Annotated in this window: 19 protein-coding genes; 8 read left to right on the plus strand and 11 right to left on the minus strand. The window is 59.8% G+C overall.

Features of this window, described 5'->3' with window-relative positions; translation table 11 throughout:
- Nucleotide 1: 1 nt before the first annotated feature.
- From ACG9DO_RS04010 to ACG9DO_RS04025, 4 genes are all read right to left on the minus strand, one after another.
- Nucleotides 2-1087: a 7TM domain-containing protein gene (locus ACG9DO_RS04010; protein ID WP_394730438.1), complete on the minus strand. Its 1086-nt coding sequence runs from the start codon at nucleotides 1085-1087 to the stop codon at nucleotides 2-4.
- Nucleotides 1077-2012, minus strand: a complete 936-nt coding sequence (locus ACG9DO_RS04015; protein ID WP_394730439.1) for a hypothetical protein — start codon at nucleotides 2010-2012, stop codon at nucleotides 1077-1079. The genes ACG9DO_RS04010 and ACG9DO_RS04015 overlap by 11 nt, the downstream gene beginning before the upstream one ends.
- A 180-nt stretch (nucleotides 2013-2192) precedes the next feature.
- Nucleotides 2193-4556: a DNA translocase FtsK gene (locus ACG9DO_RS04020; protein ID WP_394730440.1), complete on the minus strand. Its 2364-nt coding sequence runs from the start codon at nucleotides 4554-4556 to the stop codon at nucleotides 2193-2195.
- A 78-nt stretch (nucleotides 4557-4634) separates the two neighbouring features.
- Nucleotides 4635-5195: a thiamine phosphate synthase gene (locus ACG9DO_RS04025; protein ID WP_394730441.1), complete on the minus strand. Its 561-nt coding sequence runs from the start codon at nucleotides 5193-5195 to the stop codon at nucleotides 4635-4637.
- Here ACG9DO_RS04025 and ACG9DO_RS04030 point away from each other — a divergent pair.
- Entirely contained in the window at nucleotides 5194-5868 is a 675-nt protein-coding gene (locus ACG9DO_RS04030) for a YggS family pyridoxal phosphate-dependent enzyme (RefSeq protein WP_394730442.1), read from the plus strand. The two genes, ACG9DO_RS04025 and ACG9DO_RS04030, sit on opposite strands and share 2 nt — an antisense overlap.
- A gap of 99 nt (nucleotides 5869-5967) precedes the next feature.
- Here ACG9DO_RS04030 and ACG9DO_RS04035 read toward each other — a convergent pair whose 3' ends face one another.
- The 3 genes from ACG9DO_RS04035 to ACG9DO_RS04045 all read right to left on the minus strand — a co-directional run bounded on the left by ACG9DO_RS04035 (nucleotide 5968) and on the right by ACG9DO_RS04045 (nucleotide 12818).
- The gene (locus ACG9DO_RS04035; RefSeq protein ID WP_394730443.1) at nucleotides 5968-8283 is read right to left on the minus strand and encodes a TonB-dependent receptor; all 2316 of its coding nucleotides are present in this window, start codon (nucleotides 8281-8283) and stop codon (nucleotides 5968-5970) included.
- A 75-nt stretch (nucleotides 8284-8358) separates the two neighbouring features.
- Nucleotides 8359-11118 carry a [protein-PII] uridylyltransferase gene (locus tag ACG9DO_RS04040; RefSeq protein ID WP_394730444.1) on the minus strand — a complete coding sequence of 920 codons (2760 nt, stop codon included), beginning with the start codon at nucleotides 11116-11118 and terminating at the stop codon, nucleotides 8359-8361.
- Nucleotides 11115-12818: a class I adenylate-forming enzyme family protein gene (locus tag ACG9DO_RS04045; protein ID WP_394730445.1), complete on the minus strand. Its 1704-nt coding sequence runs from the start codon at nucleotides 12816-12818 to the stop codon at nucleotides 11115-11117. The genes ACG9DO_RS04040 and ACG9DO_RS04045 overlap by 4 nt, the downstream gene beginning before the upstream one ends.
- Nucleotides 12819-12987: 169 nt before the next feature.
- On the opposite strand from ACG9DO_RS04045, the gene lgt reads away from it, so the two are divergent.
- Both lgt and ACG9DO_RS04055 read left to right on the plus strand, forming a co-directional pair.
- Nucleotides 12988-13836 carry a prolipoprotein diacylglyceryl transferase gene (lgt, locus tag ACG9DO_RS04050; protein ID WP_394730446.1) on the plus strand — a complete coding sequence of 283 codons (849 nt, stop codon included), beginning with the start codon at nucleotides 12988-12990 and terminating at the stop codon, nucleotides 13834-13836.
- Nucleotides 13752-15632 (plus strand): class I SAM-dependent methyltransferase, encoded by a 1881-nt coding sequence (locus ACG9DO_RS04055; RefSeq protein ID WP_394730447.1) that lies wholly within the window; start codon nucleotides 13752-13754, stop codon nucleotides 15630-15632. Before lgt ends, ACG9DO_RS04055 begins: the two co-directional genes overlap by 85 nt.
- Before the next feature lie 27 nt (nucleotides 15633-15659).
- Here the strand turns inward: ACG9DO_RS04055 and ACG9DO_RS04060 are convergent, their stop codons facing one another.
- A complete protein-coding gene (locus ACG9DO_RS04060; protein WP_394730448.1) occupies nucleotides 15660-17198 on the minus strand; it encodes an ABC transporter permease/substrate-binding protein in 1539 nt (512 codons plus the stop codon).
- Nucleotides 17195-17977 (minus strand): ATP-binding cassette domain-containing protein, encoded by a 783-nt coding sequence (locus tag ACG9DO_RS04065; protein WP_394731189.1) that lies wholly within the window; start codon nucleotides 17975-17977, stop codon nucleotides 17195-17197. The genes ACG9DO_RS04060 and ACG9DO_RS04065 overlap by 4 nt, the downstream gene beginning before the upstream one ends.
- A 178-nt stretch (nucleotides 17978-18155) precedes the next feature.
- Here ACG9DO_RS04065 and ACG9DO_RS04070 point away from each other — a divergent pair, with 178 nt between their 5' ends.
- From ACG9DO_RS04070 to ACG9DO_RS04090, 5 genes are all read left to right on the plus strand, one after another.
- Complete coding sequence (locus ACG9DO_RS04070) at nucleotides 18156-19322, plus strand: acyl-CoA dehydrogenase family protein (RefSeq protein ID WP_394730449.1); 1167 nt, start codon at nucleotides 18156-18158, stop codon at nucleotides 19320-19322.
- Between the two features lie 274 nt (nucleotides 19323-19596).
- On the plus strand, nucleotides 19597-21204 hold the full coding sequence (locus tag ACG9DO_RS04075) for a carboxyl transferase domain-containing protein (protein WP_394730450.1): 1608 nt from the start codon (nucleotides 19597-19599) through the stop codon (nucleotides 21202-21204).
- Nucleotides 21205-21270: 66 nt separating this feature from the next.
- Entirely contained in the window at nucleotides 21271-21927 is a 657-nt protein-coding gene (locus ACG9DO_RS04080) for a 1-acyl-sn-glycerol-3-phosphate acyltransferase (protein WP_394730451.1), read from the plus strand.
- Entirely contained in the window at nucleotides 21917-22717 is an 801-nt protein-coding gene (locus ACG9DO_RS04085) for a DUF1295 domain-containing protein (RefSeq protein WP_394730452.1), read from the plus strand. The genes ACG9DO_RS04080 and ACG9DO_RS04085 overlap by 11 nt, the downstream gene beginning before the upstream one ends.
- A 113-nt stretch (nucleotides 22718-22830) precedes the next feature.
- On the plus strand, nucleotides 22831-23463 hold the full coding sequence (locus tag ACG9DO_RS04090; protein WP_394730453.1) for a hypothetical protein: 633 nt from the start codon (nucleotides 22831-22833) through the stop codon (nucleotides 23461-23463).
- A gap of 8 nt (nucleotides 23464-23471) precedes the next feature.
- Here ACG9DO_RS04090 and ACG9DO_RS04095 read toward each other — a convergent pair whose 3' ends face one another.
- Nucleotides 23472-25211: a bifunctional metallophosphatase/5'-nucleotidase gene (locus ACG9DO_RS04095; RefSeq protein ID WP_394730454.1), complete on the minus strand. Its 1740-nt coding sequence runs from the start codon at nucleotides 25209-25211 to the stop codon at nucleotides 23472-23474.
- Nucleotides 25212-25257: 46 nt separating this feature from the next.
- Nucleotides 25258-26346, minus strand: a complete 1089-nt coding sequence (locus tag ACG9DO_RS04100) for an AI-2E family transporter (protein WP_394730455.1) — start codon at nucleotides 26344-26346, stop codon at nucleotides 25258-25260.
- Nucleotides 26347-26360 lie beyond the last annotated feature (14 nt).

Genomic DNA, 26360 nt, shown 5'->3' on the forward strand with positions numbered 1-26360 from the left:
TCTAGACGTCCTCCTCGCGGCGGATGATCCATGCATTGTGCTTCATCGGCCTTGCTGACGCGTCGAGACGGGCCGCATCCTGCGCCCGCCTGTAATATCTCGGTTGAGGAACCCGTCTTCGTGCTGACGATTTGAGATCCTCGGGTGAATTGATGACCCACATGCCCTTGAGCGGAGGCGCGCGTTCCTTGGCCGCTTCTATCCTGCTCTTGCCAGCAAGGAACTCCTCGACTTCCTCGTCCGCCAGGCCATCATCCGGATCGAGATCGAGGTCGAGTTGTTCGTTTGCGCGCGCCAGTCTGCGCCGCTCCAGCCAGATTGGCGCAAAGCGCTTGATCTCCGTAATGCGCAGGCCGCGATAGCGCCCCAGCACTGCGATTGCGACCGCGGTAAAGGCTGGCATGAGCAGCGGCGAGGCTTCGATCAGCATCAGCGCGAAATGCGACACCATGACGAACTGAATGACAATTGCGATAACCAGCGTGTTGAAGGCGATGTGTGCTGCTTCCTTCGGCCCGTCCTTCTCCCATTGCTTCCACCAGCGTTCGACGCATAGCGCGCAGACAACTACGGGGAAGGCGTCTACCTGCAATTCTGTATCGAGGATGATCTGCAAGGCGACGAGCACCAGAACGATCAGCGAGATGAGAACGCCAAGGAAGCCGACGCGGGTCATCCGCAGCTTGAGCAAGGCAGGCGCGAGAATCATGCCGACAAGAATCGACGTCCCCAGCACGATCGGTCCCATGATCGGGCCGATCTGCAGGAAGGCCAGCGCGATCAGCATAGGCGTGAACAGGCCGAATGCCTTGAGACCAACAAAGCTGCGCACCAGCACCACCAGGAACGCGCCCAGGGGCAGCACCATCAGAAGGTTGGATGGCCTGAGGCCCCAGATCGCGTAGGAAGTCGCCGTTCCCCCGAAGGATGAGGGCAGGGCGAAGAAGCTGCCAGTGTTCGTGAAACCGAGCACGACAAGTATCGCCAGGATCAACCCGACGACAAGACCGATGTAGAAGGGGCGCTTGACTTGTGGAGTCGCGCGCTCCCGGATGTGTTTCAGTTTCCTGATCAGATCAGAAAACATACCCCACCGACAAAGTGAGGCGGTACCCTTCGCGTTCGCGTGTCGCGAGGTTGCTGTCGGAGAAGATATATTTCGCCTCTGCCTCCACGCGCCAACGATCCGGCCACCAATGCAGTTCGAGTTCAGGCACGATCAGGCGATCCTTGCGGCGGCCTCCTTCGGGCGTGAGGCGCCCGTCAAAACGCGTTTCAATGACCTCCAGTGCAGGCCGGACCCTTACGTCAGGTGCAATCGGCTTCGTATAGGCAACCTTGGCGGATTGGCGGTCGTAACCGCGCTCGGGATCATCCGATGTGATCGATTCCGTCCGCAGATCGAAATTGATGTAGTGGTAGCGCCCGATCCGGTGGCGATAATCGACATCGATTCTCGGGCCATCCCCATGCGTTTGCGGGTCAGCGCCATTGTCATATTCCCGCTCCCGCCAGCTGCCCTGCACGCGGAAGCGGTGGGCACGTACCGGCTCGTAGGTGACGGTTACAGCGCCATGCAGCTCGTCCGTGTCGCTGGACTCTGCTGTGACCAGATCATCGTAATGACGCCCCTGAAGCTCAACTGCCCAATCATCATTGAGCTCTTGCTCAACCGAGACGGTTATCCGGTCGCGATTGCTGTCACGGCGACCATCACCGAGGCGAACCACCTCGATCCTATCTGCCTCTATTCGAAAGCGGGTATTGTCATCCTCGAGGTTCAGGCCGACCTGGCCGCGGAACGTGAAGGCGTCGCCATTGACGACAATCTGTTCGTCGCGCGTCGCAGTCTGGGCGCTGACAACGCCCACTTCAACCCGAGCATCCGGCTTGAGCGACCATGTGCTGATCTGCTGAGCGGCGGCGGGCATGGCGAAAAGCGCTGCGAAGCCTGCGGCCAAAGCGCAGCGCAGCGCCCTTCGCATCCATCCGGGGAATACTACCTTAATCATCACATCCGCACGAATACGTGCAGACGATTTAGAAATTCCTAACCCTAACCTTAAACCACGCAAAAGGCACAATAAGCGCGGATTTCCGGGCTTTAGGCGCACCAGAGCTGCATATGCACTTACTACGATGCTGAATGCGGAGGCGCTGTTACATTTGGCCGGTGGCGTTGGACCGGGGCGCTAGATCGGATTGCCGTCCTGGTCGCGGAAGATTTCGCGGCGACCAACATGGTTCGCAGGGCCGACCAGACCTTCGCTTTCCATCCGCTCGATCCACTTGGCTGCGGTGTTGTAGCCGACACCCATCTGGCGCTGCAGCCATGAGCCGGAAGCCTTCTGGTTCTCTATAACAATCTGACAAGCCTGACGATATTTGCGCTCTTCCGGGTTGTCTGAGGCGGTCAGCTCGTCCTCAAAGGAGAAACCTCCGCCATCTTCCGGCTCTTCAGTAACGGCATCGACATATTCCGGCTTACCCTGCGCGCGCCAGAAGTCTGCAACGCGCTCGACCTCGTCATCAGACACAAACGGGCCGTGGACGCGCACGATTGCGCCGGTATTCGGCTTGTAGAGCATGTCGCCGCGCCCCAGCAGCTGTTCTGCGCCCTGCTCGCCCAGGATCGTGCGACTGTCGATCCGGCTGGTAACCTTGAAGCTGATACGGGTTGGCAGGTTGGCTTTGATGACGCCGGTGATGACATCAACCGAAGGGCGCTGTGTCGCCATGATCAAGTGGATTCCGGCGGCGCGCGACTTCTGGCTAAGCCTCTGGATGAGAACCTCGATTTCCTTGCCGACAGTGACCATAAGGTCTGCCAGTTCGTCGACGATCAACACAATCATCGGCAGTGGCTCGTAATCGAGCTGTTCTTCTTCGTAGAGTTCTTCGCCGGTGTCAGGATCAAACCCGGTCGATACGCGCCGCCCCAATGGCTTGCCCTTCGCTGCGGCCGCGCGGATCTTGTCATTGAATCCGGCAATATTGCGCGAATTGATCGACGACATCATGCGATAGCGCCGCTCCATTTCCTCGACCGCCCATTTGAGCGCCCGCACGGACTTGTGCGGCTCTGTCACGACCGGGCTCAGCAAGTGGGGGATATCGTCATAAGACTTCAGTTCCAGCACTTTAGGGTCGATCAGGATCAGGCGGCATTCGGCTGGCGTAAAGCGGTACAGCAACGACAGCAGGATAGCGTTGAGCCCCACTGACTTGCCCGAGCCGGTGGTACCTGCGACGAGCAAGTGCGGCATCGCGGCCAGGTCGGCAACGATCGGCTCGCCCGCGATATCCTTGCCCAGAATGATTGGCAGCATGCCTTTGGACGAAGCGAATGCCTCGCATGCGGCCAGTTCCTTGTAAGACACCATCTGGCGGTCGGTATTGGGCAATTCGATGCCCATCACGGTCTTGCCCGGGATGGGCGAGACACGCGCAGAGATGGCGGACATGTTCCGCGCGATATCTTCGGCAAGGCCCACAACGCGGCTCGCCTTGATTCCGGGCGCCGGTTCCAGCTCGTACATTGTGACGACCGGGCCGGTGCGGACGGCCGTGATTTCGCCCTTCACATTAAAATCGTCGAGCACGTTCTCGAGCAGGCGTGCGTTGCGTTCCAGCGCCATTTTGTCGAGCTTCGGCGCCTTGTCCACCGGCGGGTCAGCGAGCAAATCGAGTGTCGGCAGCTCGTAGGTCGCGAACATGTCGCGCTGTTTGGGCTTCGCCATTTTGGCAGGCTTCGGCGGCGCGGTGGGGTCAGTGATCTCCGGCGCGCGGCGCGGGGTAGGCTCGGGCCGGGCCTCGGCATCCTTCTTGCGGGCGCGGCGGGATTTCGACTTGAGGGAAAGAGCATCGTCATCATCGGCAAAGCTCAGAGTCCTACCATCATCGCCATCAGGCAAGAGACGTGCGACAAAATCGGGCAAGGTCAGCAGGATGCGCCAGTCGATCGCGAATATTCGGGTCAACAGTCCAATGCCGCCAGCGAGACACAGGACGGCGAGGGCGAGGATAATCCAGCCCTGATAGGTCTCGCCAAAGCGAGCGGCGACGGCTTCAATTGCGGAAGCGCCGAGCAGTCCGGAAATGCCGCCTGTCTGCGCCGGGAGGTTTCCCTGCATCCCTTCAAAAGCAAGCGCGAGTACGCTGGATATCAGCATCATGGCGAGCAGCAGCATGAACAGGGGGGTCCACCAGCGCGTTTCTGGCGCGTCTTCATCCTCGACATCACGCCACAACCGCCGCGCTGCAATATAGAGCAAGGGGAGCAGGAGAATGCTGCTGAAGCCGAAAGCTCCCAGCACCTTGTCGGCGGTCCATGCGCCGCTCGCGCCCATCCAGTTCTGGATGCCCGCCGCTGAGGCCGCGGTCGAACCCGAGGGATCGGTCTGAGTGTAGCTGACAAGCGCCAGGGCGAGGAAAATCATCCCGGCAAACAGCACGCCTGCACCGGTTATCTGCGCGGCGCGGCGCATCGATCGACGGAACGCGGCCCGCCAATCGGTTTGCGCCTTGTTCTTGGTATTGATCGCGCGGCTTGCCACAGCGGTGTCCTCCTGATGGGAACACACCATGAATCTTGCAGGACTCGCGGTCAAGATTCCTTCGATGAATGGTGCGAATTAGCTGAGCCCGTCGATCGCGGCCCATCGCGGCCAATTGAGGTGCTTCGCGGACTTGGCGTTCATACCGCCCAGCGCGATCACCGGCATCTTGGCTTTTGCTGCGAGCGCGCGAAAGCGGCTTGGGCCGAGCGAAATGGCACCGGGATGGCTATTCGTGGCGAAAACTGGTGAAATCATGACGAAATCTGTTCCAAATCGGTTCGCCTGGGCGATCTCCGCCATGTCATGGGCCGCCGCGATCTGGATCATGTCTTTTCGCCGGGGGTAAAGCGCTCTCGGGGCACCGTAGATGCCATCCGCGCCCCACTCACACGCTGTGAGCGCGCTGTCGGCGAGGATGACCCAGTGATCCTGCGCCCTCGCGAGGCGCTTTAGCGTATTGTAACGCCTCCATCGCTCGTGATCCGGCAGATGATAATGGCGATACACAAAGCCCGAACCGCGCGGCAATCGGCGCAATCTGTCTTCCAGCACGGCATCATTGCGCGCATCGGAGAGCAGCCATAGGCGTGGGAGAGACTGGCCTTGTGTCACGCAGCCGCTATAGCGCTTCTCCATGGAAACAGCGCAAGAAAGATTGGTCGCGGTGGAGGCGGAAATCGCCAAGGCCTGCAAGGCAGCCCGCCGCAAGCCTGACAACATCACGCTGATCGCAGTCAGCAAGACGCAACCGATCGAAGCAATCAATCCGCTCCTCCAAGCGGGACACCGGGTGTTCGGTGAAAACCGCGTGCAGGAAGCGCAGGCCAAATGGCCCGAACTGCGCGAGCGCTATCCGGATGTGGAACTGCATGGGATTGGCCAGCTCCAATCGAACAAAGCAGAAGACGCTGTCGCGTTGTTCGATAGCATCCATGCGCTCGATCGGATGAGCCTGGTCAAGGCACTCGCCAAAGCCATGAACAAGGCTGACAAGCGCGTGCCGTGCTTCGTCCAGGTCAATATCGGCAGTGAGGAGCAAAAAGGCGGCTGCGCGATCGAAGCTCTGCCCGAGCTACTTTCTGAAGTGCGCAGTGCAGATATTCCCCTGGCAGGGCTGATGTGCCTGCCCCCTGCCGATATCGAGCCCGCGCCGTTCTTCGCGCTGCTTGCCAAACTCTTGCAGGATAACGGCCTGACGGGTTCTGAGGGCGGGCTCTCCATGGGCATGAGCGGCGATTACCCAACAGCAGTCATGCTGGGCGCAACCCATGTGCGGGTCGGTACGGCGCTCTTCGGCGCGCGGGGATAATCATTCTTCTGCAAGCGCAGATCGGCCCGCAAGCCTAAACGCCAAACAAAAAGGGCGACCCGAAGGCCGCCCTCTCAGATATCGATCTGATCCGATCAATCAGAATTCGAAGGTCACTTCTGCGCCAATCTGGCGACCCTTGCTGAGCGGCGACAGTGTGCCGGCGGCAGGGAATTGGTCAAACGGCCGGTTCACGCCATTCGACAGCGGACCGCCAAAGGGAAGCTGCGTATCGCCGCCTGCCTGCACTCCATCGAGGAGGTTCTTGCCGTACAACGACAGGCTCAAACCATCCATCGGGGTGTTCCAGGTGATGTTCGCGTCCAGGTTGGTGATGTCCTGGATGTAACCGAAGTTGTTGTCGGTATAGGCGAATTCATCACGATACTGCAGGTTGACGCGCGAAACGATCTCGCTGGAACCAAGGTCCAATTCGTGGATCATCCCTACGCCCCAGGTAACTTCTGGTACGCGCGGCAAGCGAAGCGCTGCATCGGCATCATTGATCACGCCATCGCTCGAGATGTCGAAGCGAACCTCGTCATACTGGTCGTCGATCAAGCCGATATTGGCCGTAAACAAGAGTGAATCGCTGAGGCGCGCGCGCGCTTCGGCTTCAAAGCCCTTGATGGTCGCATCAGCCGTGTTCAGGATGAATTGCGATACGCCTGCCGTGGGAGAGCTCTGGTTCACCTCGCGCTGCATGCCCTTGATCTTGGTGATATAAGCCGCAACGTTGAGTGTCAGCGAACCGTCGCCAGTCTGGAATTTCCCGCCGATTTCGTAGTTATCTACCTTTTCCTCGTCGAACGAGAAATTGCCGCCCGTCGCCGGTACAACAACCGTCTCGAACACGGTCGCGTTGGTGATACGGAAGTTGTAGCCGCCGCTGCGATAACCACGCGTCCAGTGCGTATAGATCTGGCTGTCGCCAAATTCGTATTGCAGACCAAGCTTCGGCGACCAGTTCTTCCACGTGTCGGAGTCGGTGAAGCCGTTGTTCTCGGTCGGAATGAACGGGTTGGTGCCGCTGGTCGGGCAGGTGCCATCCACGACTGAGCATTCTGGACGCGGACGGATATAGGTGACGCCAGCAGCCTTTTCTTCACGGCTCCAGCGGATGCCCGCAATCACCGAAAGCGCGTCAGTCAGATAATACTGGCCTGCAGCGAAGGCGCCAATCACTTCGTGATCCTGCGCACCGCCGCCGAAGAAGGTCAGCGCGCTGAGCGGCGGAAGATCGCGCACTTCGGTGTAGGCAATCGACTGGTCGAAGTAGAATGTGCCGATGGTCAGGTCGAAGTTATCGGTCGATACCGCATAGCGCAGTTCGTTCGAAATCTGGTCCTGTTCGGTTTCCGTGCTTGAGTGGAAGCCGAAGATGGGCAGGCTGTCGATGTCGCCGAGCGTCGTCGCAGAGTATTCGCGATAGCCGAAGATATTCGTAAGCGTACCCGGTCCGATATCGAGCTCAGTTGTGAGCGAGCCGGTCCAGATCTCGTTGTCATAGTTACCGCGCTCGTCGATTGAGAGCCGGAAGGTGTCCCGCGGGAACAAGCCGCGGTTCTGGCCGCTCGGACCATCGCCATCGCTTGTGAAGTAGTCGAGCTTGCCCTTGACGGTCAGATCGCCGAAACGGCCTTCGAGTGCGCCACGAACGATCTTCGTTTCCGCCCTGCCGTGGTTCGATCCGTCGAACAGGTTGGTGAAATACCCTTCGTCCTTGTTGTAGTAGCTGCCCAGTTTGAACAGCAGCGTGTCTTCAACGATCGGGCCAGAAATCACGCCCGATACGGTGTAATTCGAACCGCCACGACCGCCATCAACCCATGGACCGTCAACCGCTGCGCGGAACTTGCCGCTGAAGTATTCGGTCGGATTGCCGGTGTTGATCAGCACCGCACCGCCGGTCACGTTGCGACCGAACAGCACGCCTTGCGGTCCGCGCAGGATTTCGACGCTATCAAGGTCGAACAGGTCGAAGACGACGCCGCCATTGAAGCCAAGGTATACCCCATCGACAAAGACGCCGACAGTAGGGTCGATCGAAGGGATCGAGCTGTTGATACCGAGCCCGCGGATCGAGAAGTTTGCAGTACCGCGGCTGGTGCCGACCTGGTCGAGCGAAACGTTGGGCGCTGAATAGGTCAACGACTGAACGTCACGGACCTTGAGCGCTTCAAGGCTTTCCGCGTTGAAGGCGGTAACCGCCAGCGGAATGTCCTGGACGTTCTCAGCGTTCTGAGTCTTGGTACCCGTGACAACGATGGTGTTGAAAGCGTCGAGCGCGCTGCCGCTTTCCTCTTCGGTTGCTGTCTCGTCAGCAACATCCTGAGCTTGAGCCGCAATCGGCGCGAGTGCGCAACTTGCAAAAAGCGCAGCGGCAGTACCGCGCGCAAACAGGGGGAATGACATTGATTTCTCCTCTCAATGGATGACCGCCAGTAGCGTTAGGTTCCTTAATTGCAACCTAATCTGTGCGGGCGAGTGTCAGGCGTCTTCCAGCTGTTGCTGAAGTTCATCACTTGCCGCTTCAAGCAAACGCCGCGATATCTCGTTCAACCTCTCCGAAGATGTGATCTTTTCACCTGTAAGATCTGTCACATAGAAAGTATCGGCCGCCCGTTCGCCATAATTCGTGATATGCGCCGAGTGAACCATCAGGTTTGATTCAAACAGCGCCCGGGCCAGTCGGTTGAGCAGCGCAGAGCGATCCCGGGCATTCACTTCAATGACTGTGAACCGGCCGGATGCATTGTTATCGAAATTGACCCGTGGTGCGACGTTGAACGCGCCGGAACGACTGATGGGCAGCGGCTGAGCGGCGAGACGCGGCACCATTTCCAGTCGGTTTGCAAGTGCATCGGCAATCGACTTCTTCAAGCGTTCGATCTGACGCTCTTCGCGGAACGGTCGTCCCTGGGGGTCCTGCACAAGGAAATTATCCATCGCCCAGCCATTGCGCATGGTGTGTATGCGCGCATCGATGATGTTGGCACCGGCCAGTGCCATGCCGCCAGCGATCCGATAGAACAGTCCCGGATGGTCTGACGCAATGACGTTGACCAGTGTTGCGCCGCGTTCTTCGTCATACTCGCAGTGGATCGAAAGCTGTTCCTCAAGTGAGCGCGCCACGTCATACTGGACCAGATTGAGCGCGATCACGTCGTCGCTTTCGGCGATCCAGTAGGAATCGGCGAACAGTTTGCCAATGCGAGACACAAGCTCGGCCTTATCACCAAGCAGCTTTGCTACCGTTTCCTTCTTGGCTGTCACGCGTTGCTCCCGCCCGTGCTTCATATGACCGAGGCGCAGGCGCTCTTCCGCCGCGTCAAACAATTCGCCCAGCAATTGTCCCTTCCAGCTGTTCCAGGTGCCGGGGCCAACCGCGCGAATGTCTACGCAGGTCAGAATGGCGAGATTTCGCAGACGTTCGAGACTTTGTACTTCGCCAACGAAATCCTCGATGGTCTTAGGGTCAGTGAGGTCGCGCCGCTGCGCGGTCGAACTCATCAACAGATGGTTGAGCACCAGCCAGGCGACGAGATCGGTTTCCTGTTCATCAAGGCCGAAGCGCGGGCACAGTTCGCGCGCCACTTCTGCGCCGAGCACGGAATGGTCACCGCCGCGCCCCTTGGCGATGTCATGCAACAGGACCGCAACATAGATTGCGCGGCGCGATGCCACTTCGTGGATGTACTTGCTTGCGCGCGGATGGTCGCCTTTCAGGAGGCCACGCTCGATCTGGCTCAGCAGGCCGATCGCGCGAATGGTATGCTCATCGACCGTGTAGTGGTGGTACATGTCGAACTGCATCTGCGCGTTCACCTTGCCGAAATCGGGCACGAAGCGACCAAACACGCCTGCTTCGTTCATCCAGCGCAGCACGAGCTCCGGATCGCGCCGACCAGAAAGCACGTCGATAAAGAGCCCGTTGGCGCGTGGATCCTCGCGCACGTCATGCTTGATAAGTACGCTGTCCCGGTCGATCTGCCTGACGGTTTCCGGATGGATTTCAAGGCCTTCGAATTCAGCGAGCTGGAAGACTTCGATAAGCTGGACGGGATCCTTCCTGAACCAGTCATCGCCTGGCGCTTCGATCCGACCACCAAACACCTGATAACCTCGCACGCGTCGGGGCTTCTGGTTCCAGGTCGCAAAGAAGCCTTTGCGCTCGCGCTTCCTGGCGAGCTGCTCCTCGATATGCGCGAGGAAAACGCCGGTCAGGCTGCCCACGCGCTTGGCCTGCAGGAAATAGAACTGCATGAAGCGCTCGACCGCGCTCTTGCCCGGCCTGTCAGCGAAATTCATGCGCGCCGCAACTTCGCGCTGGAGATCAAAGGTCAGCCGATCTTCCGCGCGATTGGTGATCATGTGCAAATGGCATCGAACCGCCAGCAGGAATCCTTCTGCCCTGCGGAAGCTGCGATATTCGTTCTTCGTCAGCAAACCGGCATCTACCAGTTCAGATCCGCTGCGGACCTGGTGAATGTACTTGCCGATCCAGTAGAGCGTCTGGAGATCGCGCAAGCCACCTTTGCCTTCCTTGACGTTGGGCTCAACGACATAGCGGCTGTCGCCCATTCTTTTGTGCCGCTCATTGCGCTCGGTCAGTTTTTCGGAGAGAAACTGACGCTCCGTTCCTTTTGCAACGTCGCTCCAGAAACGGCGGCTGACCTCTTCAAACAGAGCTTCTTCGCCCCAGATGAAGCGACTTTCGAGCAAAGCCGTGCGGATCGTCAGGTCTTCTCGCGCCATGCGCAAGGTGTCATCGACAGTGCGGCTGGAATGCCCGACCTTGAGGCCGAGATCCCACAGGAAATAAAGCATCGCTTCGATAACCTGCTCGCACCATGGCGCGCGCTTCATCGGCGTGATGAAAGCGATGTCAACATCCGAATGCGGCGCCATCTCGGCCCGACCATAGCCACCCACTGCGAGGATCGCGAGCCGTTCTGCCGCGCTGCGATTGGCGACCGGATAGACGCGCTCTACCACGTGATCGTGAATGATCCGCAGCAGCTGGTCGATCAGGAAGGACTGCGCTGCGGCGCTCTCATAGCCAGCAGAAGGTTTCTCGCTCAGCCGGTTGGCAATTTCCTGCCTGCCGGAATCCAGCGCCTCCTTGAGCGCAGCGACGATCTCGCCACGCGCTTTCTCGCCTTTGGCTTCGAACAGCGCAGCGATACGATCGGCCAGCTTTCGCCGGTCGATGATCGCGCGCTGATCTGGTATTCGCAGGGCGTTCAAGCGCTCGCCAGCTCCTCGCTATAGCGGGCCTTGAGCGCCCGCTTGTCGACTTTCTGCGTGCCAAGCCGCGGCAGGGCCTCTTCCGAGCAGACAATATGTTGCTCAAGCGGCACTTTGAACGGTGCGATGTGTTCAAGCAAGAAGCCGCGGAGATCCTCTGCGCTCAGCTCGCCGCAGCCATCCTTGAGATAAAAGACGGCCGCAGGCACTTCGCCTAGCCTTTCGTCCGCAATTCCGAAGACAGAGCATTCAGCGATGTCAGGGTGTGCGTAAATGGCCTCTTCGACTTCGATACAGGAAATGTTCTCGCCGCCGCGAATGATGATGTCCTTCTTGCGGTCGACGATGAACAAATAGCCATCCGCGTCGAGATAGCCGAGGTCGCCGGTGCGAAAATAGGCATCGTCGGTGTACGCGCTGCTGGTCGCTTCCTCATTGCGCCAATAGCCAAGGAAGTTGCAGACTGAACGGATCGACACTTCGCCCACTTCACCCTGCGCCACCTTGTTGCCATCATCATCGAGGATCGCAAGATCGACCAGCGGCTTGGAGGCTTGACCGGTTGAACCGGGCTTGGCGATGTAGTTCTCGTTCACATTGCCGCAGCCAACCGCATTGGTTTCGGTCAAGCCATAGCCCAGCAGCGGAAAACCATCCGGGAAAGCATCCTTGATGCGCTTGACGTGCTCAGGCGGGCGCGGAGAGCCGCCAGCGGCGAAGCTCTTGCACTGCGACAAATCGAATTTTGATCGCTCGGGGTGCATTGCCATTTCATAGCTCATCAGCGGAACGCCGACGAAATAGGTGATCTTTTCCTGGTCCAGCAGGCGCAGCGCTTCGTAGGCGTCCCACTTCGGCATCAGCACCAGTTTGCGGCCGAGCGCAAAGCTCTGCAGGAACAAAGGCACTTCGCCGGTAACATGGAACAGCGGGACCGCGACCAAAGCGCTTGGCTGGACGGTCGGCGCTTCTCCGCGTTCTGTCAGGATTTGCAGCATCATGAAGGTCTGCGTGACATAATTCATCGTGCCCGAGACAACGCCCAGATGATCTGAATATGCTCCCTTGGGATGGCCAGTCGATCCCGAGGTATAGAGGATCGTCGCAAGATCATCCGGCCCCAGCTCAGCCAGCATCTTCATGGCGGTATCGCCTGCTTCCCAGATCGGTGCGAGGCCGGTCGCGGGATCGCCATGATCGAAGATAACGACCTTGGCCGGATGGTCTATTCCATCGAGCCGCGCCGCGCGCTGCTCGTCTGCCAGAACGAGCGAACATTCGCACAGGTCGATGCCGTAGCCAAGCTCTTCGCCGGTCCACCAGCCGTTCAGCAGCGTCGCGCAGCCGCCTGCCATCAGCGTGCCCATGTAAGTGAGCATCCAGTTGATCGAATTGCGTGCCGCAATGCCGACCCGGTCCCCTTTCTTGAGGCCCTGCTTCGTCACAAGGCCGTGGGCCACATGGCTCGCCGCGTGGTAGACCTCGCCAAAGGTCATGCGGATATCGCCGTCGACCAGGAAAGGCTTGTCTTTATGTTCGTTGCAGAAGTGCGCGAAATAATGCGCAAGGCTTGGCGGAGCATTCTTGAAGGCTGGCATTTCCACCCCGCGGCGGGTTACGGTGATGGTTTCAAACATCGCACCTTCAGCGGTGACGGCCGCGGTAAAACGCTCGATATCGCGGTCGAGTTCAGTAGGCATATTCTGTCAGATCCTCTCCACAAGGGTCCTTGCAAAAAGCGCGCAAAAAATCACGCGCATGGTGACGGCATGCGACGCAGGCTTCCCCCAAAACTCCTGCTATGCCAAAAGGCCGATCCCGATGGGTCGCCGGAAGCGACTGTAGAGACGTCTCTAAAAGGATATCGACTTGCTGTCACTACTTGCTGCGACCGGAGCGATCGAACCGCTCTATTGGGAAAATTACAGCCTTGGTCCGAGCCTCTTCGAGATCGGCGGTTTCGCGTTGAGATATTACTCGCTCGCTTATCTGATCGGTGTGGTCTTTGCCTATTGGCATTTGACCAAGATGCTCAAGGCCCCCGGCGCCCCAATGGCCCAGCGCCATGCCGATGATCTGTTTTTCTACGCTACCCTTGGCGTGATCCTCGGCGGAAGGCTGGGTTATGTGACCTTTTACAAGCCGGAATTATGGCTTGAACCGATCAAGGTGCTGCAGGTCTGGGAAGGCGGGATGAGCTTTCATGGCGGACTGATTGGCGTGGTTCTCGCAATCCTGTGGGTCAGCTGGCGCGGCAAGCTCAATTTTCTGCGCGTGTGTGACTATGTCTGTGTGTCGGTCCCGATGGGAATGATGCTAGGGCGGCTCGCCAATTTCAACAATGGCGAGTTGTGGGGCAGGTCCACCGACGTGCCATGGGCGATGGTCTTTCCGGGGGCAGATGCCGCGGCCCGCCACCCCAGCCAGCTTTACCAGGCGGGCCTTGAAGGGCTTGCCCTGCTGATTATCCTGATGCTGCTTTTCTGGAAGACGCGCGCGCGCTATCGCCCAGGTTTGCTGGTCGGTATCTTTACATTAGGCATGGCCGCAGCGCGCTTTGTTAACGAATTTTTCCGGGAACCTGATGCACATCTACAGGAATTCGCTGCATCTTCCGGCTTGTCGATGGGACAATGGCTAACACTACCGATGTTCTTGATAGGGTTGATTGTCACGCTCTACGCCGTGACGCGCAAGCCGCTGGGCAAGACAGCCTAGAGGAAGGCGAGGGTGTCTGGCGCCCACGGCTGCAGCTGCTCGATCCGGAAGACTTCAAGCCATCGGAAGAGGCCGCAGACGAGCTGCTGGATGCGCCGCAGCCAGTTGAAAAGTTAGCCACAACGCCGGTTGATGAGTTAGTCGCCGATCCCGATCGCGGCTTGAACACCGAGTCCGAACCGGAGTCCGAACCGGAGCCCGAACCGGAGCCCGAACCGGACGTACAGATCGTTCTGGAGTCGCCTTTCCCTGCAGAGCCGGTCGCAGAAGAGATCGCGGAACAACCGTCAGATCAGCCTGTCGCGATGTCGCGGGGCGACGATGAACCCGAATCAACCGAAGACGCCGCGCAAGCAATCGCGACCGAAGCGGACGAGGCTGTTGAAGCGGAAGACGAAGATGTGCCGATCGTTTTGACGCCGCCTGATCCGGTCACTGAGCCTATCGAAGCGCTTGAAGAAGTGACTCATGACGAGGAGGGAGAGGGAGAATCCCAAGCTGGTCCCGAGCCGGAACCAGAACCGGAAATTGAGGAAGAACCTCAAATAGTTCTTGAACCACCGGAGCCGGTGGAACAACTCGCTGAGCCTGAGCCTGAGCCTGAGCCTGAGCCTGAGCCTGAGCCTGAGCCTGAGCCTGAGCCTGAGCCTGAGCCTGAGCCTGAGCCTGAGCCTGAGCCTGAGCCTGAGCCTGAGCCTGAGCCTGAGCCCGTTCCACCGCCGGCACCTCCGCCGCGGCCCAAGGCCGAGCCGGTCGATTTGCGACCCGTCTTCCAGCGAGTCATCCGCGAGACCGGCCCAATCAGCCTCGCGCGCTACATGGGTGAGAGCAACGCAATTTATTATGCTGCCCGTGACCCGCTTGGCGATGAAGGCGATTTCATCACTGCGCCTGAAATCACGCAGATGTTCGGTGAACTGATCGGACTATGGCTGGCCGATATCTGGGTGCGGGCGGGAAGCCCTGAGCGCGTGCACTATGTCGAGCTCGGACCCGGTCGCGGAACCCTTACCGTCGACGCGATGCGCACGGCCAACCGCTATGGGTTGATGCCGGAAATCCACTTTGTCGAGACTTCCGAAGCTTTGCGCCAGATACAGCGCGAGGCGATCCCCGGCGTCCAGCATCACGACGATCTGACGACGGTGCCTGACGATGCGCCCATGCTGCTGGTCGCGAACGAGTTCTTCGATGCGCTGCCGGTTCATCAGCTGATCCGTTCGGCGCAAGGCTGGTATGAGCGTATGGTAGGGCTTGATGGCGACCGCTTCGTTTTTGTGGCAGGCGATCAGCCAATGGATGACATCGTCCCGCAAAGCTGGCGTAACGCGCGGCAAGGCACGATGATCGAGACCAGCCCCGCGGCCGCCGCCATCATGAGCGAGATTTCCGACCGGCTGATTGGTCAGGGTGGAACTGCTCTCGTGATCGATTACGGCCCGCGCGAACTCGCTTCAGGCTCTACTTTGCAAGCGCTGCAGAAACACAAGAAGATTGATCCGTTCGACGCGCCGGGCCTGTCCGATCTCACCGCGCATGTTGATTTCGAGATGCTTGGCCAGGTGGCAGAGCGTCAGGGAGCGAAAGTCATGGGTCTGACCATGCAGGGTGAATGGCTCAACGAGCTTGGTATTCAGACCCGGACAGAGGCCCTTCAGCGCCGCCATCCCGACAAGGAGAAGGTGATCGCACGCCAGCGCCAGCGGCTCGTCGCAGACGACCAGATGGGCCTGCTGTTCAAGGTGCTGGGAATTGGCTCGCCTGACTGGCCGGACGGCGTCGGATTCGACACTTAGACGCGCTGTCCGAAATCCGATCGGTCCTTACAGACCTAACCTCTTGGCAAGTTGCTGAGCCGCTTCCTGCGGAGAGAGTTTGTTGTCGTCGCGGTCGACCGCGTAATTGGCTTCACGCATTGCTTCAACATCGATCGCCCCGATCAATGGCTTCAGCACAGCAACTATCGCTGCGTCATTCGCCTGTGACGGCGCGAGCAGCAGGACCGCATCGTAATTCGGGAAAGCGCCAAGTGGGTCTGCGAGGATGCGCAGGCTGTCTGCCGCGATCCGACCGTCGGAGGTGTAAGCGCTGATCACATCGGCTTCGCCTGATTGCAGCGCATTATACATGAAGGTCGGCGCGAAATTGCGTGTTTCGCCGAAGTTGAGGCCATAGGCATCGCGCACGGCAAACCATTCGGGCCGTTCAAAGAATTCCGGGTCTCCGCCGATAGTCATCGTCGGCGCAGCGCTTACGAGATCAGCGATGCTCGTGAACCCGCGCTCCTCCGCCACTTCCTCGCGCATCGCCAGGCCATAGGCATTTTCGAAGCCCATCCGGCCGAGCAACAGTGTGCCGCTCGTCGCGCGTTCCCATTGCTCGATTTCCGCCAGCATTTCGTCACGCGGCGGGTTGTCGCTCCGCTTCATCTGGTTGGTCCAGATCGTGCCAGTATAGTCGACCAGGATATCGATATCATCGCTCGCAAGAGCGCTGTGTGCGACAGCTGAGCCAAGCCCGTCGCGATACTCAACGACGTAGCCGGCGTTTTCGAGGCGCTGCCCGATGAGGCGCGCGAGGATGTATTGCTCGGAAAAGCCCTTCGCGCCAATGAGGATGCGGTCATCTTCGCCGCGCTCGCCGAATTGCGCCCACAAGGCAGCGGCGATCCCCAAGGCAACCACGATGAGCCCGCTGACCCAAAGCCCTCTGCGGCGGGTCGCCAAACCCTTCTCGATGAGGCCGAGCAAGGCATCCGCAATGAGCGCGAGGCCAGCGCTCGCAACACAGCCTGCCAGCACAAGCGCCCAGTTTTGCGTTTGCAATCCGGCGAATATCGGATCGCCTAGGCTCTTTTGCCCGATGGTTGTTGCAAGCGTGGCTGCGCCAATCGTCCAGACCGCAGCGGTGCGAATGCCGGCCATGATGTACGGCGCGCTTAGCGGCGCTTCGACTAGCCGCAATTTCTGCCAGCGCGTCATGCCGACGCCGTCTGCTGCTTCCAGTACTCCGGGGTCGAGATTGCTCTGCGCGGTCACGGCATTGCGAAGGATGGGCAGCAAGGCATAGAGCGCAAGCGCTAACAGCGCTGGCAAGAAGCCGAGTGTCGGTAGGCCCTCTCCAAATACCGCACGTAACGACAGCAGGATCGGGAAGAACAGCGCGAGCAAAGCCAGGGCCGGGATCGTCTGGACGAGGCTCGCAAAGCCGAGCGATACTCGAGAAACGGCAGGCGAACGGCTTGCCCAGACCGCGAGCGGTAAGGCCACCACAATGCCTAATGCAATCGCAGAAGATGCGAGCAGCACGTGCGCGGCGAGTTGATCGCCGAGCCGTGATAGCGCGATGAGAAAAGCGTTCATTGCACGCCTCCCTCTTCCATCGCTGCAAGCTTCTCTGCTTGCTCGCGCGGCACCGCTACAAGGCTTTGCGCGTTGTCGCCACCTTTGCCTGCGAGCAATGCGCGAGGCGTCTCATCCGCGACAATCTGGCCCGTATCCATCACCAGCACCCGGTCTGCCAGCAGCAGGGCTTCAGCCATGTCGTGCGTGACCATTATTGTGGTGAGGCCAAGCTGATCGTGCAGCCTTCGCACGCGCCGGCCCAGCGCATCGCGGGTTATCGGGTCAAGCGCGCCGAACGGCTCATCCATCATCAGGATTTGCGGGTTTCCGGCGAGCGCTCTGGCTACCCCGACCCGTTGGCGTTGCCCACCAGAAAGTGCGTCAGGCAATCGATCAGCCATTTCCGGCTCAAGCTCCACCAGCTCCAGCAGTTCAGTGATGCGGGCTGCGCAGAGCCGCTCGCCCGCCAGACGTGGGCCGATCGCGATGTTCTCCGCCACACTCATATGCGGAAACAGGCCGATACCTTGAAACACGTAACCAATCCGGCGGCGCAAGGCAGGCGGCGGCAATGTGCTGACGTCCACCCCTTCCAGCAGGACCTGACCTGCGCTCGGCTCAACCAAGGCATTGATTGTCTTGAGTAAAGTCGATTTGCCAGAGCCGGACGCGCCGACCACGGCAACGAAACTACGAGTGGCGATCGACACAGAAACACCGCCAACTGCGCGGACATCGCCATAATGCCGCTCGACCCGATCAAAGGTGATCAAAGCTTCCGAATTGTCGGCTGAAATGGAAATGCGCTCACTCTCCGGCTTGCGCTGTCCATACAGGAAAGTGCTGCGGGGACAAATCGCCTCCACCCAGCTCAGTTGCCCTATCCGGCATGATTTCAGATGCAACCGGTTTGCGCCAGCGAAGCGCGCTGCTATGCGCTTTTCAGAACAGAAATTTCCATGCTTGAGGATGCCCATGCGCGCGACACCTGACTTCGATTTCCAGCTTGGTGAAAGCGCGGACATGATCCGCGAGAGCGTAGGCCGGTTTGCAGACGAGCAAATCATGCCGCTCGCGGAAAAGGTTGACCGCGAAGACCGCTTCCCGCGCGAGCTTTGGCCTGCAATGGGCGAGTTGGGCTTGCATGGGATCACGGTCGAAGAGGAATGGGGCGGGCTGGGACTCGGTTACCTCGAACACGTGATCGCGGTCGAGGAAGTATCTCGGGCCAGCGCGAGCGTGGGCCTCAGCTACGGCGCGCATTCCAATCTGTGCCTCAACCAGATCCGCCGCTGGGGCAATGACGAGCAGAAGGCGAAGTACTTGCCCGGGCTGATCAGCGGGGAGCATGTCGGTTCGCTCGCCATGTCCGAAGCGGGCGCGGGGTCTGACGTGGTCTCGATGAAATTGAAGGCCGAGGAAGTGCAGGGCGGCTACGTCCTCAACGGTACCAAGTTCTGGATCACCAATGCGACCGAGGCCGATACGCTGGTGGTCTATGCCAAGACCGATGGCCACGCCGGGTCGCGCGGCATCACTGCCTTCCTGATCGAAAAGGGCGACGAGGGTTTTTCGATCGGCCAGAAGATTTCGAAGGTTGGGATGAAGGGCTCGCCCACCGCCGAGCTGGTGTTCAACGATTGCCACATTCCGGAGGACCGCGTGATGGGCCCGGTCAATGGCGGGGTCGGGGTACTGATGAGCGGGCTCGATTACGAGCGCGTGGTGCTCGCGGGGCTCCAGCTCGGCGTGATGCAGGCCTGCCTCGACACGGTCATCCCCTACCTGCGCGAGCGCAAGCAATTCGGCAAACCTATCGGCAGCTTCCAGCTGATGCAGGCCAAGGTCGCCGACATGTATGTCGCGCTGCAATCGGCGCGCGCCTACACCTATGCGGTGGCGAAAGCGTGCGATGCGGGCCAGACGACGCGCTTCGATGCGGCAGGTGCGATCCTGCTGGCTTCCGAGAACGCCTTCCGCGTGGCGGCCGAGAGCGTACAGGCACTGGGCGGCGCAGGCTATACGCTCGACTGGCCGGTGGAGCGCTACATGAGGGATGCGAAGCTGCTCGATATCGGCGCAGGGACGAACGAAATCCGGCGAATGCTGATCGGGCGCGAATTGATTGGGGCAGCGGGGTGAGTGGGCCTGACGAAGAGGATTGGGCCGACCTTATCCAAGCTCGGATTGGAGCGGATGGCCGATCACGCGTCAAGATCGCGGCGTTCCAGATGGAGGACCCCTATGTGTTCGGCAGATTTCTTGGCGACGTAGTCCGTCATGGGGCGCTGGCTTACTCGTCAACATGGTCTGTTGATGAGAGCGAAGCTCTTGAACGGATTTGTGAAGGCCTGAGTGACAAACTTAGGCTTCAAGATACGCCCATCAATTGCGAACAGCCAGGTAGCCTTGATTCATGACCGCACCCGTTCTCACTTCGAAACTCGACCGCGAAGCGCCGGACGCAAAGTCTCGGTTTGAGCACAACAAGGCTCTTGCCGCCGACCTGCGCGCGGCGGTGGCCAAAGCTGCGCTTGGCGGGCCGGAGAAGCACCGCGAGCGGCATGTTAGCCGCGGCAAGCTGCTGCCCCGCGAGCGGGTGGAGCGGCTGCTCGATCCGGGTTCGCCTTTCCTTGAGATCGGCCAGCTTGCCGCCAACGGGATGTATGAGGGCGACGTCAACGGCGCCTCGATGATCTGCGGGATTGGCCGCGTCTCGGGTCGGCAGGTGATGATCGTGTGCAACGATCCCACGGTGAAGGGCGGCTCCTACTACCCGATGACGGTCAAGAAGCACCTCCGCGCGCAGGAAATTGCGCAGGAGAACCGCTTGCCGTGCATCTACCTCGTCGATAGCGGCGGGGCGAACCTGCCCTACCAGGCCGAGGTCTTCCCGGATCGCGAGCACTTCGGGCGGATCTTCTTCAATCAGGCCAATATGTCCGCGCTCGGCATCCCGCAGATCGCCTGCGTCATGGGCAGCTGTACTGCGGGCGGGGCCTATGTGCCCGCCATGTCGGACGAAACGGTGATTGTGCGCAATCAGGGCACGATCTTCCTCGCAGGACCGCCGCTGGTGAAGGCCGCAACGGGCGAGGAGATCAGCGCCGAGGACCTCGGCGGCGGAGACCTTCATGCGAAGAAATCCGGTGTGGTCGATCACCTCGCTGAGAACGACGAGCACGCGCTCACCATCGTGCGCGATATCGTCAGCCACTTGGGCGCGAACACCCTTGCGGCAAAGGACGTCGCGCTGAAGGACCCCCGCCCGCCGAAGTTCGATGCGGACGATCTCTACGCGCTGATCCCTGAGGATGTGCGCGCGCCCTATGACGTGAAGGAAGTGATCGCGCGGCTGGTCGACGGCAGCGAGTTCCATGAGTTCAAGGCGCATTACGGCTCCACGCTCGTCTGCGGCTTCGCGCATATCTGGGGAATGCCGGTGGCTATTCTCGCCAACAATGGCGTGCTGTTTTCAGAGAGCGCGCAGAAGGGCGCGCACTTCATCGAGCTCGCCTGCCAGCGCCGCATCCCGCTGCTGTTCCTGCAGAACATCTCCGGCTTCATGGTCGGCGGGAAGTATGAATCGGAAGGCATCGCCAAGCATGGCGCGAAGCTCGTCACCGCCGTTGCCACCGCGACCGTCCCAAAGGTCACCGTGGTGATCGGCGGCAGCTTCGGCGCGGGCAATTACGGCATGTGCGGGCGGGCCTATTCCCCGCGGTTCCTGTTCACCTGGCCCAATGCGCGCATCTCCGTGATGGGCGGCGAACAGGCGGCTTCGGTGCTGGCAACGGTCCACCGCGATGCGGACAGCTGGACGCCCGAGCAGGCAGAGGCGTTCAAGGCCCCGATCCGGCAGAAATACGAAGACGAGGGCAACCCCTATTACGCCACCGCGCGCATGTGGGACGACGGCGTGATCGACCCGGTCCAGACGCGCGACGTGCTCGGCCTCGCCTTTGCTGCGACGCTGGAGGCGCCAATCCCTGAAAAGCCGCAATTCGGCGTGTTCAGGATGTGATGACTTAAACCCTATCGCTTTCCCTCACGTAACTGCTAGGCAGTTGCAAACGGGGAGAGAAGCAGAGTGTCGTCAGAAGCACCTACTGGAGCGGCGGTTCCACGTGCGAAGCGCAAGCCTACAATCCTTTCGCGGATCGTGCGCCGCATCATCATCTGGATCTATGCCTGGAAAGGCTGGAAGATCGAAGGCGGCCTTCCCAAACACCTCAAGAAATATGTGATCGCAGGGGCGCCGCACACCTCGAACTGGGATTTCGTGTTCTTTACCGGCGCGACGGAGAAAGAAGGTGTGCATCCCAATTTCATGGGCAAGCACACCCTGTTTCAGGGGATCATGCGCAATTTCATGTTCGACATGGGCGGTATCCCCATTGATCGGACGCGGCGTGCCAATGCCGTCGAACAGGTCGCCGAGGAATTCGATAAGCGCAACGAACTCGCTCTGGTCATCGCGGTCGAGGGAACGCGGTCGAGCGACGGCAAGTGGAAGTCCGGCTTCTACAACATTGCGCGGGCGGCAGGCGTCCCGATCGTACCCGCCTATGCTGACAATGACACTATGACCATCGGCTTCGGGGAACCTCTGATCCCAACCGGGAATTATGGAGAGGACTTGCTGAAGCTGGCGGAATGGTTCCGCTCAAAGCTGCCCGATTACGAGCGCTTCAAAGTGCTTGAGCAGCAGGCGCGCGATATCATTGCGGGGAAGAATGATGTTTGAAGCCCTTATGATAAACGCCGGAATCTTGCTCGTGCTGGTGCTGATCCAGTGGGCGATCAGCGTGAAGATCGATGACGTGTCCTTTATCGATGCCTTCTGGGGGGCGGGCATGGGGATCCTTGCGATTGCGAGTTTTCTTCAAATGGAGGATCCGGGCGCTTTGGCTTTTCTGCTGATGGTCATGACCGCTGCCTGGGGCTTTCGACTTGGCATCTATCTGTTTCGCAGATGGAGCCGCGAAGGTGAAGACAAGCGCTACAAGCTGATCCTCAAGAAGGACCGCGAGAACGGCAATTTCGCGATCGCAGCGCTATACAAGGTGTGGCTGATGCAGGCAGTGCTGCTGTTTCTTGTATCGAGCCCTGCGCAGGTCGGCATCCTCGCAAGCCCTGAACCTGCGCCCATCGGGTCGCTCGCCTGGTTCGGCTTGGCGGTTTACCTTATCGGCATCTTCTTCGAATGGGTCGGCGATTGGCAACTATCCAAGTTCAAGGCCGATCCTGCGAATGAAGGCAAAGTGCTCGACACCGGACTTTGGCGTTACACCCGCCATCCCAATTACTTTGGAGACTTCATGGCGTGGTGGGGTATCTGGTTCGTCTGCGCCTGTGTGAGTTTCGAACTCGCATTCTACACGATTGCAGGGCCGATCTTCCTCTCTTTCACGCTGACGAAATGGTCTGGGGTAACGCTGCTGGAAAAGGGAATGGCTAAGTCGAAGGGCGACAAGTACGCGGAATACAAGCAGCGCACCTCGGCCTTCTTCCCCATGCCTCCAAAGTCCGCTTGACCAGCCTTTTCTGAAGCGGCGCGCTCTGGATCTTGCAGACTTCTCATTCCCGGTGGGTTTATTCCGCGCTGAGATCCACTACATTGGGGCTGACCAAAAAGAGGCCCCCGTTCATGCCCCCCGAAAAACGCGACAGCGAACGTAAACGCCTTGCCCACCGGACATTGGAGCTGGTCCGCGAACGCGGTTCGGAAGTGGCTTTGACCGCGCTCGCACTGGAAGAGGGGATTTCGCGCCACCGGATCGAGGAAATCTTCGAGGATGAGGACGATCTGACGGAAGCAGTCGCGGAAGTATGGCTGGAACCCCACATCGCGATCATGGAGGAAGTTGTCGCGTCCGATCTGCCGCCTAATCGCAAGATGTATGAATTCTACGTTCGCCGTTTCCGCATCAACCGCGAGCGCTATCGCAGCGACCCCGGGTTCTTCGCAGTTATCTGCGAGCTTGGCGCCGCCCGGTTCGAACGCGTGAGGAGTTTTGTGGATTTGGCGGACCATTATCTCTGTCAGATCATTGCCGAGGCGCAGGCGGACGGATATTTTGCCGGGCTGGAGATCGATCAGGCCCTGTCGCTGATCAACCAGATGGTAACGAACTACACTTTGCCCGATGCCTTGCTCCATCTCGACGGACGGTTGAGCGAAGAAAAGTTGGCGCGGATCATCGATACGATCTTTGCAGGCCTTACGGCCGAAGATGGCGGAGCGCGCGGGGTCAATACACTGCGGCTCGCGGACAGCTGACGAGCGGCTCAGTCCGCGCTTGCTTCGATCACGCCGTCCTGAAACGGTACCTCGCGTACCGGAACAGCCCGGATATAGGCTTCCAGCGCGTCGATGTCGGTCCCTTGTTCGACGGCTTGAGTGCCTTCGGTCAGCGCAGCGAAACTGTCGCCGCCACTCGCGAGGAAGCTGTTGGTGGTCACGCGGTAGATCGCGTCCGGTTCGATCGGAACACCGTCAAGGGTCATCGCGACAATACGATCACCGACGGGGCGCGAACGATCGAAGGTGTAGGCAAAGCCTGCTGAAGGGCTCAGGAATTGTTCCGGATCTTCCCCCTCAAACTGCTGCTCCAGCACGCGCTTGAGCTGCGCTCCGGTAAAATTCTGCGTCACCAGCGTATTGTTGAAAGGCTGGGTGCGCGCGATATCGCCATAGGTCAATGTCCCATCTTCCGCCGGTTGCAGCGGGGCGCGGATACCGAACGGATTCATCAAAGCGATCTGGGCACCTGCTTCGCGGGTCGCGGCCAACTGCGCATCTGCGATCAGCCGCCCCAATTCCTTGCCGCGGTTGCTCTCTGCACCCTCGCCCTTGTCGGCCCGTCTGGAAACTCGGCCGATTGGCCTCTGCGTGAAGGCTTCAGCCGCTTCGACATATTGGGCGATATAGGTTTCAATCCCTGGGTCTGGCTCGAAGCGCGGGTAGAGGTCGGTGTTTTCGACATAGCGGACGGACGAGCGGTAAGGGCGCGACTGCACAACCACATTGTTCGCAGACTTGGAGATGACTTCACCCGAGGCAGGATCGATTTCGAGCGTGATATCGCTCACCAACGCACCAAAAACTCCGGCACTGGTCAGGAGGAACATGTGGCCAGGATCGCTGCTCGGCCATTCGCAGACATAGGCCCAATGGGTGTGGCCGGATACAATGACGTCCACCCGCGGATCGATGCCCTGCATGATCCGTTCCAGCGGGCCGGTTGGCTCTCCGCAGCCATTGGGGTCAGGTGCCGCGAACGTCTTGATTCCTTGGTGGATAAGAACAACGATCGCGTCTGCCCCTTCGGCGTCGAGCGAAGCAACTCCGCGATTGATCGCTTCGACTTCATCACCGAACCTAATCCCCTCTATTCCGGCCGGGGCGACCAGCTTGTCCGTGTCTTGTAGTGTCAATCCGACAAAGCCCAGCGTCACTTGCGATTCGCCCTCGCCGAAGCTCCGCAGCGCAGTTGCCGGGAACAGAGTCGATCCGTCCGGCATGATTACATTGGCGGCTAGATATGCGAAACTTGCCCCCTCGAAGGGTTCAAGCTTGCACGGGTCGCGCTCAGACAGCTTTTCGCACCCGCCCTCCTGCAAGCGTTTGAGTTCGCGCCATCCCCGGTCAAACTCATGGTTGCCGACAGCGTTCAACTCGACGCCGAGCTCGCTCAGCACTCTCACGCTGGGTTCGTCGAGATAAAGCGCGGATGCGAGCTGCGAGGCGCCGGTCATGTCGCCAGCAGCGACTGTTATCGAATGGGCATGCTGGCTGCGCAAGGTGGTGAGCGCGCTCGCCAGCCAGGCCGCACCGCCCGCCGGGATCCGCACAATGTCTTCCTCGCTGCGGACGATAGTGACAGACTGGTTCGGCGGCTCAAGCGCGCCATGAAAATCGTTCAGGCCGAGAACCTGTACGGTGACCGGCGGGGCTGCTGCGGGCTGCGAGGTCGTTGCGCAGGCCGCAAGCAACGCGGATGCGGCGAGTGGAATCAGCTTCTTCATGCTGCGCTCTGTGCTTGCGAAATGAGTCTAACTCAAGACATCTGCATCAATTGGCTGTCGAACCGGCTTCGCTTTCAGGCTCGCGCAGTTCCTGAACGATCGACCAGCTCGCCAGGAACAGGCCCGCAACAAGCGGACCCAGAACAACGCCAGAAAGACCCAGCGTGGCAATCCCGCCAAGGGTTGTTATGAGGACGATCCAGTCAGGAATACCCGTCTCCCTGCCAACCAGGATCGGGCGCAGGACATTGTCTGCCATGCCGATGACGACAACACCGGAGAAGATCACGAACAAGCCTTCCCACGTGGCTCCTGTCGCCAGCAGCCAGATTGCCGCAGGCACCCAAACAATGCCGGTGCCCACAGCAGGCAGCAGCGAGAAGATTGCCATCACCAGTCCAAACAGGACCACCGAAGGCAGTCCCACGATCCAGAAAGTGATCGCACCCAGCGTGCCCTGAACAAGGCCAACCACCACCGATCCCTTGATGGTTGCGCGAACGATTCCCAGAAACCGCGCTGCCAGCCTCTCGACAACGCTGTTCTCCATCGGCAGATCGTGCATGACCCGCGCGGCAATCTTGGTGCCATCGCGCAACAGGAAATACGTCACGTAAAGACCGACAATAAAGGACAGCACAAAGCCGAATACGCCGCCGCCGATGGCGACTGCTTGCTGCGCCAGCAGACCTGCGCTTTCGCCGATGAGCTGCTGAGCCCGCTCCTGAATTTCCGTCAAGTCGCCGACACCCGCTTCATCCAGCGCTCTTTGGATTTGGGCAGGGAGCGCGGACACGATCTGACTGAACCACCCGGCAATGTCGATTTCGCCATCCTGGAATGCGGTCACCACGGTGGCCGCATCGTCCACGATCATTCCACCGATGAAGAAGCCCGGCAACAGTATCGCGACGGTAATGAAGATCAGCGTGACCGACGCCGCGCGGTTCGGGCTGTCTTTCATACGGGCCAGCACCCATTGGTAGAGCGGCTGGAACATGATTGCAGCGAGCGTGGCCCACAGCAGCGGAGCAGCAAAGGGCCAGACGATGTAGGCGGTGGCCAGCGTTATCGCTGCCAGGAACAGGTAAAAGCCGCTGCGATTGATGGCTTCGCTTTCAGATTCCCGTCCCAACGGCTCCTCCTCGC

It is taken from the genome of Altererythrobacter sp. GH1-8, from assembly GCF_043702085.1.
In the GTDB taxonomy this organism is placed as follows: Bacteria; Pseudomonadota; Alphaproteobacteria; order Sphingomonadales; family Sphingomonadaceae; genus Erythrobacter.